Source organism: Acidovorax kalamii, from assembly GCF_002245625.1.
Taxonomy (GTDB): domain Bacteria; phylum Pseudomonadota; class Gammaproteobacteria; order Burkholderiales; family Burkholderiaceae_C; genus Acidovorax; species Acidovorax kalamii.
This window is the reverse complement of the sequence record NZ_NOIG01000011.1, coordinates 200108-212253: the sequence shown is the minus strand read 5'-3', so window position 1 is coordinate 212253 and position 12146 is coordinate 200108. Positions and strand designations below refer to the sequence as shown.

Below are 12146 nucleotides of genomic sequence, written 5' to 3'. Positions count from 1 at the left end.
CCGTCAGGCGGGCACGGGGATGTCGAACACCTGGCGCAGGTAGGCCAGGTATTTCTCGTCATCGCACATGCCCTTGCCGGGGGTGTCCGACAGCTTGGCCACGGGCTGGTCATTGCAGCGTGTCATCTTGATCACCACCTGCAGCGGCTCGTGCGCAGGCGGGCTGCCCAGGTCGTTGGTCAGGTTGGTGCCAATGCCAAAGGCCAGCTGGCAGCGGCCCCGGAACTGCTGGTACAGCTCGATGGTGCGCGGGATCGTGAGCGCGTCGCTGAAGATCAGCGTCTTGGTCAGCGGATCGACGCGGTTCTTGCGGTAGTGCTCCAGCAGGCGCTCGCCCCAGGCAAACGGGTCGCCGCTGTCGTGGCGCGCGCCGTCAAACAGCTTGCAGAAATACAGGTCGAAGTCGCGCAGGAAGGCGCTCATGCCGTACACGTCCGACAGCGCAATACCCAGGTCGCCCCGGTATTCCTTGGCCCACATCTCGAAGCCGAACACCTGGCTGTCGCGCAGGCGCGGGCCCAGGGCCTGGCAGGCCTGCAGGTACTCGTGCGCCATGGTGCCCAGCGGTGTCACGCCCAGCTTCATGGCGTAAAGCACGTTGCTCGTGCCCGCAAACTGGCCGGGCCCTGCGGGGGAACCGGGGCGGCGGTCGCCCGTGCCCAGGCGGGCCACCAGCACGCGCAACACTTCTTCGTGCCAGGCGCGGCTGAAGCGGCGGCGTGTGCCGTAGTCGGCGATCTTGAGATCGCCCAGGCCTTCACCCTGCAGCAGCGCAATCTTGGCATCGAGCCGACGGCGGCCTTCCGGGAAGTCGGGCACCTTCTGCGTGTTGCGGAAGTAGACCTCGTTGACGATGGCCAGCACCGGGATCTCGAACAGGATGGTGTGCAGCCAGGGCCCGCGGATGGCGATGTCGATCTCGCCGTTGTGCTGGGGCGTGACGGTGATGTACTTCTCGTTGAGCTTGAACAGCCCCAGAAAGTCCACGAAGTCGCTCTTGATGAAACGCAGTGAACGCAGGTAGGCCAGTTCGGCGTCCTGGAAGTGCAGGCTGCACAGCGACCGGATCTCGTCACGGATCTCGTTGGCAAACGGTGCCAGCTGCACACCGGGGTTGCGGCACTTGAACTTGTATTCGACCTGCGCCCCCGGAAACTGGTGCAGCACCACCTGCATCATGGTGAACTTGTACAGGTCGGTGTCGAGCAGGCTGGTGATGATCATGGACGGGGCAGGCGCAAGGTGGAGCCAGGGTGCGGGAGGCCGTTCAGCCAAGCCGCAAAGTGTAGGCCATAGGCGGCCCCAGCGCCGGGCGCAACCCGTGGCGTCAGCCAAGGTTCAGGCGCTGCGGCCCGCAGCAGTCAGCATCAAAGGTTTTCAGGCCGCCTGCGCTTGCTGCTCATGGGTTGATTGCTATCAAATTGATTGCAACCACACCACAGCTGCAGCGCGATCCGTCAGGCGGGCACCACCAGCGCCTGCAGCACGGTGCGCAGCGCGTCGGGCACGGGCACCGGGCGGCGGGTGTCACGGTCTACGTACACATGGATGAAATGGCCTGCGGCGGCGCTGAGTGGCTCGCCCTGCGCAAACAGGCCCACCTCGTAGCGCACGCTGGAGCCCCCGAGCTTGGCCACGCGGATGCCCGCCTCCACCGTCTGTGGAAACGCCAGCGGGGCAAAGTAGTTGCACTGTGTCTCGATCACCAGACCAATCACAGCCCCGGCGTGGATATCGAGCACGCCCTGATCGATGAGGTGGGCGTTGACCGCCGTGTCGAACCAGCTGTAGTACACGACGTTGTTCACATGGCCATACATATCGTTATCGCCCCAGCGCGTGGTGATGGGACGGAACGCGCGGTAGGCGCTGCGCGGTTGCGGGGCCGGGCGGGTGGATGCGGAAGGCGTGGCGGAGGCGGTGGACGGGGTGCTGGCGGCAGAGGTCATGGCCGCACATTCTGCCAGCGCTGGTGGTACTGCAAGGCCACGCGCCAGGTGGTGAGCTGGGCCTGGATCGTGTCTTCCAGATCGTTGCCGTAACCCCCCGCCATAGCAAACACCAGCGGAATCCGCCGCTGCCAGGCCCAGTCGAACACGCGCCGGTCGCGCGCCTCCAGGCCGTCGTGGGTCACGGCCAGGCGGCCCAGGCGGTCGCCTTCGTGCGGGTCGGCCCCGGCCAGGTAGAACACGAGGCCGGGCGTGCAGCGCTGCTCCAGCACCGCCAGGGCCTCGTCCAGCGCCTGCAGGTACTCCACGTCCCCACAGCCGTCCGGCAAGTCCACATCCAGATCGCCCGCCTCCTTGCGAAAGGGGAAGTTGCGCGCCCCGTGCAGCGACAGCGTGAAAACACTGTCGTCACCCTGGAAGATATGCGCCGTGCCATTGCCCTGGTGCACGTCCAGGTCGATCACGGCCACCTGCAGCGGCGGGCTGCCACCGTCCCGCCCTGCGGCATGCTCAGCCTGCATGCGCCGGGCAGCCACCGCCACATCGTTGAACACGCAGAACCCGCTGCCCTTGTGGGCATAGGCATGGTGCGTGCCGCCCGCCAGGTTGCCCGCCACGCCGTCGTGCACAGCCTGGCGGCTGGCGGCCACGGTGGCCCCCACCGAGCGCCATGCACGCTCGGCCATGGCCTCGCTCCAGGGGAAGCCGATCTCGCGCTGCGCCGCGGGTGGCAGTGTGCCGTTCGCAATTGCGTCGATGTACTCGGGGGTATGGGCCAGCGCCAGATCTTCGTCCGCCGCAGGCAGCGCCACCTGCAGTGCCACGCCAGGCAGCTGCTGCGCAATCCGGTCGCGCAACATGCGGTACTTGGCCATGGGAAAGCGGTGGCCCTCGGGCAGGGGCAGAACGAAGTGATCGGCGTAGTAGGCAAACATGACGCGATTGTGGCAAGGCATGGATTTCTGGGGCGCCGTACCTAATTTGCTGCAGTGCAACAAAAAAACCTTGCAAACGCGCAGCAAGTCCCTAAAATTCATCCCATGCTGCACTGCAACATGACTCTACCGGGTCACGGTCAGCGCAGATGTCTGTAAGCCACCCTGGCCCATTGGGTCCCATTTTTAGGAGATATGACATGACGCTGACCGCTGAACAGATCCTGGCCTCGCACAAAGCCAACATCGAAACCCTGTTCGGTCTGACGACCAAGGCCTTCGAAGGCGTGGAAAAGCTGGTGGAACTGAACGTGACCGCCTCGCGCGCCGCCCTGTCGGAAGCCGCCAACCACACGCAAGCCGTGCTGGGCGTGAAGGACGCACAAGAACTGCTGGCCCTGCAAGCTGGCCTGTTCCAGCCCCTGGCTGAAAAGACCGCTGCTTACAGCCGTCACCTGTACGACATCGCTTCGGGCACCGGCGCCGAATTCGGCAAGGCTTTCGAATCGCAAGCCACCGACGCACAGAAGGCTTTCACCAACCTGGTGGACAGCGCCGCCAAGAACGCCCCCGCCGGTTCCGAAACCGCCGTGGCCGTGATGAAGAGCGCCGTCTCTGCCGCCAACAACGCATTTGAATCGGTGCAAAAGGCCGTCAAGCAAGCGTCTGACGTGGCCGAAGCCAACTTCAACGCCGTGGCCAGCACCGCTGCCAACGCCGCCAAGACCGCTGCTCCCCGCAAGCGCTAAGCCCCGTACCGGCGGTCTGGAGTGCAACCTCTAGGCCGCGTTCAGGGATTACCCTGATAATTCATTCATGCGCTGCGACACAAACCCTGTGTACAGCGCGCGAGTTGTCTCCTTGGATCCTCTCGAAACCCCCGTTTCAAGGATCCTTTTAAAGCCCGGTTTTGCGACCGGGCTTTTTTTTGCCCGCTCGATCCCACCCCGTTCAGCCATCGCGTGACGAGAGAACGCGGGCATGTGGGCGCACAGGCCCACAACTGCTGCGCAGGCGCCGCGCGGCCCATCTTGCCTTGCGCTACATCAGCCCTCTGCCGCAATCCCGGGCCCCATTCGGGACATTTATTAAGAATAATTCGCGTTTGTTTTATCATTGCGACAGTAACAACCCCCGAAAGACGCATCCCATGTCGAAGACTGTGAAAGCCTTGCTGAGTGTTTGTGCCCTGGCCGCCGCCGCGAGCGGAGTCCATGCCCAGGAGCAGGTCGTCAACCTCTACTCGGCCCGCCACTATTCCACCGACGAAGCCCTGTACACCGGCTTCACCAAGGCCACCGGCATCAAGATCAACCGTGTGGACGCGGACGACGCAGGCATCCTGGCGCGCCTCAAGGCCGAGGGTTCAGCGTCGCCTGCTGACGTGATCCTGCTGGTGGATGCAGCGCGTCTCTACAAGGGTGAAGTCGATGGCCTGTTCCAGCCCATCAAGTCCAAGGTGCTCAACGACGCCATTCCCGCCAACCTGCGCAGCAATCCCGTCGCCGATGGCGGCATTGCCTGGTACGGCCTGTCCACTCGCGCCCGCGTGATCGTCTACAACAAGGTCAAGGTCCAGAAAGCCGACGTGGACACCTACGAAGAGCTGGGTGACCCCAAGAACAAGGGTAAGCTGTGCATCCGCTCGGGCTCGCACCCCTACAACCTGAGCCTGTTCGGCGCGGTGACCGAGCATGTGGGCGAGCAAAAGGCCGAAGCCTGGCTCAAGGGCATGGTGGCGAACCTGGCCCGCCCCCCCAAGGGTGGTGACACTGACCAGATCAAGGCCGTGGCCGCTGGCGAATGCGACATCGCCGTGACCAACAGCTACTACCTGGCCCGCCTGATGCGTTCCACCAAGCCCGAAGACGTGGCCGTGGTCAACAAGGTGGGCGTGGTATTCCCCAACCAGGAATCCTGGGGCACCCATCTGAACATCGCCGGTGGCGCAGTGGCCAAGCACTCCAAAAACCAGGCCAACGCCATCAAGTTCCTGGAGTACCTGGCCAGTCCTGAGGCCCAGAACTACTTCGCCAACGGCAACAACGAGTGGCCTGCCGCCAAGGGCGTGGCGCTGGACAACCCCGCCCTCAAGGCCATGACGGACGGCAAGCCCTTCAAGAGCGAGACCATCCCGATCAGCGCCGTGGGCGCCAATGTGACCAAGGTGCAGCAGATGCTGGACCGCGTCGGCTTCCAGTAAGCCCACCCTGCCTTCCGACAAGCCCGGCTTCGCCCGGGCTTTTTTTCGCCTTCGGCGCTGACAGGAGATGCGCCATAATTGACGTTTACGTTAACGTCACTTACTCGAGGCACCTCATGGAAATCAAGGGCAAGGTATTCATCGTTACCGGCGGCGCATCCGGCCTGGGCGAAGGCACGGCACGCATGCTGGCCGCCCAGGGCGGCACTGTGGTCATTGCCGACATGCAGGCAGAAAAAGGCGAAGCCGTGGCCAAGGAGATCGGCGGTGCCTTTGTTAAATGTGATGTGAGCAACGAGGCCGACGGCCAGGCCGTGGTGGCCAAGGCGGTGTCGCTGGGCAAGCTCATGGGCCTGGTCAACTGCGCAGGCATCGCGCCCGCCGAAAAAACCGTGGGCAAGAACGGCGCGCATGCGCTGGCCCTGTTCAGTAAGACCATCACCGTCAACCTGATCGGCAGCTTCAACATGATCCGCCTGGCTGCCGAAGCCATGAGCAAGAACGAGCCCGAAGCCACTGGCGAGCGCGGTGCACTGATCTCCACCGCCAGCGTCGCGGCGTATGACGGCCAGATCGGCCAGGCCGCCTATTCCGCCTCCAAGGGTGGTGTGGTGGGCATGACCCTGCCGATTGCCCGCGACCTGGCGCGCAACGGCATCCGCAACATGACCATCGCCCCCGGCATCTTCGGCACGCCCATGCTGTTTGGCATGCCCCAGGAAGTGCAGGATGCGCTGGCAGCTGGCGTACCCTTCCCCAGCCGCCTGGGTACACCACAGGACTATGCCAAGCTCGTGCAGCACATTTTCGAAAACGACATGCTCAACGGCGAAGTGATTCGCCTGGACGGCGCCATCCGCCTGGCACCGCGCTGAAAGATGCCGATTGCTATCATAAATATAGCTATTCACGCCCGCTGATCAGGCGCGAAGGCCCTCCGGGGCCATGCAATGAGGCCCAGCTCCGCCGGGCCTCATGGGTTGGGGCTGGACCGGCGGGCACCAGGCGCAAAGCCAGTCACAACGCCAGCGCCACGCCAAACGCCAGCACCGCCACACCCACCGACAGCCGCAAGGCCGCCGCCCCTGCGCAATCGATGACGGCCGCGTACACCACGGGCGCACAGGCCGACAGCACGAAGCCTGGGGCCACCAGCCGCCCCACCTGAGCGCCGTAGGTACGGTGATCGAAGAGCACCAGCGGCACGGTGCCACGGGTGATGGTCAAGAGGCCATTGCCCGCACCATAGGCCAGCACGAACACCAAAGCGGCCGCCAGCACCTGGCCCGACCACAGTCCCGCCAGGCAGGCAAGCGGCAGAAGCAAGGCGGCACCCGCGCCCGGCGCCAGCGGGTGCCACCGCCCGCCCCAGAGCACGTCGGCCAGCCGGGCCGATGACTGCCCCACGCCCCGCAACGACGCGATGCCCACCGCCCACGGCAGCGCAAGCCCCAGGCCCGCGAGCAGCCCCACGGTGTGCGCCGACATGCCCGCGTTCAGAAAATTCACGAGCGTGGTCATGGCGGCGAACAGCGCTCCGGCCAGAGTGCGCCGTGCGCCCGTTACGGCCAGCGGCTCACCACCGATCAGCGTCGCGGCATCCGTAGGCCCAGCAAGCCGCCGCAACGGCAGACCCCGAAGGCACCGCCACTACGCCCCCGGCCTGGTGTGCACCGGTGCGCCGCAGGGCGGCATGCTGCTGGCGGGCCGCGTTTCGTTTCCTGCGCCGAGGGGCCGCTGCATCAGCACGGTGTCCAGCCAGCGCTCCTTCTTGAATCCCACCGAACGCAGCGCGCCGATGCGCTCGAACCCCAGGCGCGCATGCAGCGCCATCGAGCCAGCGTTCTCGTCGCCCTGCCCGATCACCGCGAGCATCTGGCGCCAAGGCCCCGCCTCGCACAGCCGGATCACTTCGCCCAGCAACGCGGCGCCAATGCCGCGCCCCGTCCAGCTCGGCGCCACGTAGACGGAATCCTCCACCGTATGGCGGTACGCCGAGCGGGCCCGGTACAGCGTGGCGTAGGCAAAGCCGACCACCTGACCGTCGAGTTCCGCCACCAGGTAGGGTAGCCCTGCGGCCCGTATGGCGGCATGCCGCACGCGCAACTCGTCCACCCCGGGGGGCACCTCCTCGAACGATGCCAGCCCGTGGAGCACGTGGTGCGCGTACAGCACCTGAACAGCGGCCAGATCGTCGTCGCGCAGGGCGCGTACGGCGGGTGCGGTCGCGGGTTTCACGTTGGCGGCCTGGGCGGCCTGTACAGCTACCGGAAGCAAGGGCGAGGCATGGCTGGCGCAGCCGGTGCTTGGAGGGTATGGAGTGCTTGAAAAGGTGTGCATGGCTGCCAGTTTGGCAAGCCTTGATTCATAAAAGAAGCTTTGTCTTTTTATACAGAGTATGAGAAATTCTTTGCCATGGAACGCATCAACCTTGACCAGCTGCACGGCTTTGCCACCGCCATCGAACTGGGCAGTTTTTCAGCGGCGGCGCAGCGTCTGGACCTGACCCAACCGGCCGTGAGCCTGCAGGTGCGCCAGCTTGAAAAGCGTCTGGGCACGCCCCTGGTGGAGCGCGCAGGGCGCGTGCTGCGACCCACAGCCGCAGGTGCCGAGCTGCTGGCCCACGTGGGCCGCATTGATGCAGCCGTGAGCGGCGCACTGGAGGCAGTCGCCCGCCACGCCGACGGCACGGCAGGTCGCGTGCGGCTGGGCACGGGCGCCACGGCCTGCATCTTTCTGCTACCCCCCGTGCTGCGGTCGCTGCGGCAGCGCTTTGCGGGCCTCGACATCACGGTCAGCACGGGCAACACCGCCGACATCGTGCAGGCAGTGGAAGACAACACGCTGGACCTGGGCCTTGTCACGCTGCCCGCCAGCGGGCGCATGCTGCATGTCACGCCGCTGCTGGAAGACGCCTTCGTAGCCATCGCCCCCGAAGGCACCGGGCTGCCAAGGCGCGTGGACGCCAAGGAGCTGGCACGCCACCCCGTGCTGCTCTACGAGCCCGGCGGCCAGACCCGGCGCCTGGCCGACGTGTGGTTCGCCCGTGCTGGCGTGGCGCTGCAGCCGGCCATGTCGCTGGGCAGCGTGGAAGCCATCAAGGAACTGGTGGCCGCCGGCCTGGGCTGCGCGATGCTGCCCGGCATGGCGGTGCAGGACACACACCACGGCAGCGCGCTTGAAGTACGGCCCCTGTCGCCACCACTGCGCCGCACGCTTGCCATCGTCCTGCGCAAGGACAAGCGGCTGCACCGCGGACTGCGGGAAACGGTGGCTGCATTGCAGGCGCTTCGTCGGTGAAGCTGTGGCAGGGTTGCCCGCAGGATGTTGTTTTGCCGAAGCGCGCGGCGTGGCAGCGGGTCGGATGATGTGGCGTCACTCGCTTCGTAACCCAGCCAGCAGGTTCGCGGCCAGCGCCGCGGTAGCGGCCCCAAGCCCTGGCCGTGGTTGACTGCCGCGCCTTGCAATCAAGGTAGCAAACGAAGCAAGCGGCCGGACAAAGAAATACGGACTGCAGCAATGACTACTGCAGTCCGTTTAATTTTCCTCATCGCGCCACAACCGTCTTATGGCCTGCAGCGTCATGAAAATCTGGCGGAGTGGACGGGACTCGAACCCGCGACCCCCGGCGTGACAGGCCGGTATTCTAACCAACTGAACTACCACTCCTGGCAGGCAGCTTTTTGCTTGCATTCTTCAACACAAGCCAAGTGCTACAAACTTGGCGACCCTACGGGGATTCGAACCCCGGTACTCACCGTGAAAGGGTGATGTCCTAGGCCTCTAGACGATAGGGTCAAAACCTTGGAACTAACCATTAACAAATTTTGGTGGAGGTAAACGGGATCGAACCGATGACCTCTTGCATGCCATGCAAGCGCTCTCCCAGCTGAGCTATACCCCCACTTAATGACTTCAAACACTTTGTATTTGTTGTCATCATCTGAGCCTTGAATTATAGACAGATTTTTAGCGGTTTCGCAAACGCGCTACAACTTTTTCACGTCCGACCAATTCCAGCACCGCATCAACCGATGGCGTGTGGGCCGTGCCCACGGTGAGAACCCGCGCTGGCATGGCCAGTTGGGGCATCTTCAAGCCCTGGCTGGCCAGTACCTGCTTGAAGGCGGCGCTGATAGAGGCCTTGTCCCATTCGCAGGCAGACAGTGCATCAGCCAGCGCATCCAGGGCAGGCGCGATGGCCTCGGTGACATGCTGTGCACGCTCGGCCTCCACAGGCGTCACATCGCCATAGAACACCTGCGCCCATTGGGCCAGCGCCACCGTGGTATCACAGCGGTCCTTGAACAACGCACAGATACGTACCAGGCGGCCATCGGCCAGTACCTGCTCCGGCACACCCCGCTGTTGCAGCTGGGGCGCCACCAGCGCGGCGAGCGCGTCGTCGGACATGGCCTTGAGGTGTTGGGCGTTCACCCAGCGCAGCTTGGCCTCGTCAAACTGGGCCGCACTGCGGCCCAGGTGGTCGAGGTTGAACCATTCCAGGAACTGAGCACGGCTGAAGATCTCGTCATCGCCATGGCTCCAACCCAGGCGCGCCAGGTAGTTCACCATGGCGTCGGGCAGGTAGCCTTCGTCGCGGTACTGCGTGACGGGCTTGGCGCCGTTGCGCTTGCTCATCTTCTCGCCCTGCTCGTTCAGCACGGTGGGCAAGTGGGCGTACACCGGTGGCTCCTTGCCCAGGGCGCGGAAGATGTTGATCTGGCGCGGCGTGTTGTTCACATGGTCATCGCCGCGGATCACATGGGTGATGGCCATGTCGATGTCGTCCACCACCACACAGAAGTTGTAGGTAGGCGTGCCATCGGGGCGAGCGATCACCAGGTCATCCAGCTCATCGTTGCGGATCTCGATGCGGCCCTTGACCTTGTCGTCCCACGCCACCACACCACCCTGCGGGTTCTTGAAGCGCAGCACGGGCAACACACCTGCGGGCACCGGCGGCAGGGTCTTGCCGTCTTCGGGGCGCCAGGTGCCGTCGTAGCGGGGTTTCTCCTTGGCGGCCATCTGCTTCTCGCGCAGAGCATCCAACTCGGCGACGCTCATGTAGCAAGGGTACACATGGCCAGCAGCCTGCAGGTCGGCCAGCACCGCCTTGTAGCGGTCCATGCGCTGCATCTGGTAGAACGGGCCTTCGTCATGGTCCAGGCCCAGCCATTTCATCCCTTCGATGATCACATCCACTGCAGCCTGAGTGGAGCGCTCCAGGTCGGTGTCTTCAATGCGCAGAATGAAGTCACCGCCCGTGGCACGTGCAAAGGCCCAAGGATAGAGCGCCGAGCGGATGTTGCCCAGGTGGATAAAGCCCGTGGGAGACGGGGCGAACCGGGTGCGCACGCGGCCCGAGCTGGAAGCAGTGGTTTCAGTCATATCAATAAAGTCTGGCCCCTTTCGGGGCCAGTGTCACGATTCGGTCAATCCGTCTATTCGTCAATCCCAGGAGCAGCGGACGGACAACCTCCGCATGGCCCCCACAGCAGTTTGGCCGCTGCGCTCACGCCTCTTGCGCGTTCGGCAGTGCCAGGCGAGAGGTATCTTCTTCGCCCTCCTCCACGCCCACGCGACCTTCGTTCAAGCTGGCAATATCTTCTGCCGTGATGTCGCCGGTAACATACACGCCGTCAAAGCACGAGGCGTCAAAGCCCACGATGGCGGCATTGAGCGAACCCACGGCCTTCTTCATGCCATCCACGTCCTGGTAGATCAGCGCGTCGCAGCCAATCGCCTGGCGAATCTCTTCTACTGTGCGGCCATGGGCCACCAGCTCGCTGCTGGTGGGCATGTCGATGCCGTACACATTGGGGTAGCGCACTGGCGGTGCGGCGCTGGCCAGATACACCTTGCGGGCGCCCGCGTCACGCGCCATCTGCACGATTTCGCGGCTGGTGGTGCCACGCACGATGGAGTCGTCCACCAGCAGCACGTTGCGGCCCTTGAACTCGCTGCCGATCACATTGAGCTTCTGGCGCACGGACTTCTTGCGCACGCCCTGGCCCGGCATGATGAAGGTGCGGCCCACATAGCGGTTCTTGACGAAGCCTTCGCGGTACGGAATGCCGAGCAAGTGCGCCAGTTGCGTGGCACTGGGGCGGCTGGACTCGGGGATCGGGATGATTACATCAATTTCGTTGGGTGGCACGGTGGACACCACGCGCTTGGCCAGGGCCTCGCCCAGGTTCAGACGAGCCTGGTACACCGAAATGCCATCCAGCACCGAATCAGGGCGTGCAAGGTATACGAACTCGAAGATGCAGGGGTTGAGCTGCGGCTTCTCGGCGCACTGGCTGGCATGGACCTGGCCGTCCAGCGTGATGAACACAGCCTCACCGGGGTCGATATTGCGTTCGAACACATGGGATGTGCCCTCCAGCGCCACCGACTCGCTGCCCACCATCACCGTGCCGTCCTGGCTGCGGCCCAGGGCCAGGGGGCGAATGCCATGGGGGTCACGGAACGCGAGCAGACCATGGCCAGCAATCAGGGCGATCACGGCGTATGAGCCCTTGACCCGCTTGTGCACGGCACGCACGGCAGCGAACACATCCTCGACCTGCAGTGGCACGCCCCGGGTGGAGCGCTCCAGCTCGTGCGCCAGAACATTCAGCAGCACCTCCGAGTCACTCTCGGTGTTGGTGTGGCGATGATCGGTCTGGAACAGTTCGTTGCGCAGTTCGCGCGCATTGGTCAGGTTGCCGTTGTGCACCAGCACAAGACCAAAAGGCGCATTCACGTAAAAAGGCTGCGCCTCTTCCTCGCTGTAGGCATTGCCCGCCGTGGGGTAACGCACCTGCCCCAGGCCCACATTGCCCGGCAGGGCTCGCATGTTGCGCGTGCGGAACACGTCGCGCACCATGCCCTTGGCCTTGTGCATGAAGAACTTGCGGCCCTGCTGGGTCACGATGCCCGCTGCGTCCTGGCCGCGGTGCTGCAACAGCAGCAAGGCGTCATAGATCAGCTGATTGACGGGCGCTGTGCTGACGACGCCGACGATTCCACACATAGTAAGTTTCCATCCGTTTGCGGGAACAGCCCCGCGGC

General features: G+C 64.4%; 11 protein-coding genes and 3 tRNA genes. 4 read left to right on the top strand and 10 right to left on the bottom strand.

Annotated elements, in window-relative coordinates; genetic code table 11:
• Positions 1-3 precede the first annotated feature (3 nt).
• From pncB to CBY09_RS17800, 3 genes are all read right to left on the bottom strand, one after another.
• Complete coding sequence (gene pncB, locus CBY09_RS17810; protein WP_094290913.1) at positions 4-1224, bottom strand: nicotinate phosphoribosyltransferase; 1221 nt, start codon at positions 1222-1224, stop codon at positions 4-6.
• 233 nt (positions 1225-1457) lie between these two features.
• Entirely contained in the window at positions 1458-1949 is a 492-nt protein-coding gene (locus CBY09_RS17805) for an acyl-CoA thioesterase (protein WP_094290912.1), read from the bottom strand.
• Positions 1946-2884 (bottom strand): histone deacetylase family protein, encoded by a 939-nt coding sequence (locus CBY09_RS17800; protein WP_094290911.1) that lies wholly within the window; start codon positions 2882-2884, stop codon positions 1946-1948. The genes CBY09_RS17805 and CBY09_RS17800 overlap by 4 nt, the downstream gene beginning before the upstream one ends.
• Before the next feature lie 200 nt (positions 2885-3084).
• Between CBY09_RS17800 and CBY09_RS17795 the strand changes: the two genes are divergently transcribed.
• The 3 genes from CBY09_RS17795 to CBY09_RS17785 all read left to right on the top strand — a co-directional run bounded on the left by CBY09_RS17795 (position 3085) and on the right by CBY09_RS17785 (position 5962).
• Positions 3085-3633 carry a phasin family protein gene (locus CBY09_RS17795; protein WP_094290910.1) on the top strand — a complete coding sequence of 183 codons (549 nt, stop codon included), beginning with the start codon at positions 3085-3087 and terminating at the stop codon, positions 3631-3633.
• A gap of 401 nt (positions 3634-4034) precedes the next feature.
• Positions 4035-5087: an extracellular solute-binding protein gene (locus CBY09_RS17790; RefSeq protein ID WP_094290909.1), complete on the top strand. Its 1053-nt coding sequence runs from the start codon at positions 4035-4037 to the stop codon at positions 5085-5087.
• Between the two features lie 116 nt (positions 5088-5203).
• On the top strand, positions 5204-5962 hold the full coding sequence (locus tag CBY09_RS17785) for a 3-hydroxyacyl-CoA dehydrogenase (protein ID WP_094290908.1): 759 nt from the start codon (positions 5204-5206) through the stop codon (positions 5960-5962).
• Between the two features lie 142 nt (positions 5963-6104).
• Here the strand turns inward: CBY09_RS17785 and CBY09_RS17780 are convergent, their stop codons facing one another.
• On the bottom strand, positions 6105-6608 hold the full coding sequence (locus CBY09_RS17780) for a hypothetical protein (protein WP_205734164.1): 504 nt from the start codon (positions 6606-6608) through the stop codon (positions 6105-6107).
• A gap of 129 nt (positions 6609-6737) precedes the next feature.
• Positions 6738-7427 (bottom strand): GNAT family N-acetyltransferase, encoded by a 690-nt coding sequence (locus tag CBY09_RS17775; protein WP_094290907.1) that lies wholly within the window; start codon positions 7425-7427, stop codon positions 6738-6740.
• A 75-nt stretch (positions 7428-7502) separates the two neighbouring features.
• On the opposite strand from CBY09_RS17775, the gene CBY09_RS17770 reads away from it, so the two are divergent.
• Entirely contained in the window at positions 7503-8387 is an 885-nt protein-coding gene (locus CBY09_RS17770) for a LysR family transcriptional regulator (RefSeq protein ID WP_094290906.1), read from the top strand.
• Positions 8388-8679: 292 nt separating this feature from the next.
• On the opposite strand, the gene CBY09_RS17765 is transcribed toward CBY09_RS17770, so the two are convergent.
• The 5 genes from CBY09_RS17765 to purF form a co-directional block, all read right to left on the bottom strand.
• Positions 8680-8756, bottom strand: a tRNA-Asp gene (locus tag CBY09_RS17765).
• Positions 8757-8809: 53 nt separating this feature from the next.
• Positions 8810-8885 (bottom strand) — tRNA-Glu (locus CBY09_RS17760).
• Positions 8886-8915: 30 nt separating this feature from the next.
• A tRNA-Ala gene (locus tag CBY09_RS17755) sits at positions 8916-8991 on the bottom strand.
• A 65-nt stretch (positions 8992-9056) separates the two neighbouring features.
• On the bottom strand, positions 9057-10478 hold the full coding sequence (gene gltX, locus CBY09_RS17750) for a glutamate--tRNA ligase (protein ID WP_094290905.1): 1422 nt from the start codon (positions 10476-10478) through the stop codon (positions 9057-9059).
• 124 nt (positions 10479-10602) lie between these two features.
• Positions 10603-12108, bottom strand: a complete 1506-nt coding sequence (purF, locus tag CBY09_RS17745; protein ID WP_094290904.1) for an amidophosphoribosyltransferase — start codon at positions 12106-12108, stop codon at positions 10603-10605.
• Between the last annotated feature and the right edge of the window lie 38 nt (positions 12109-12146).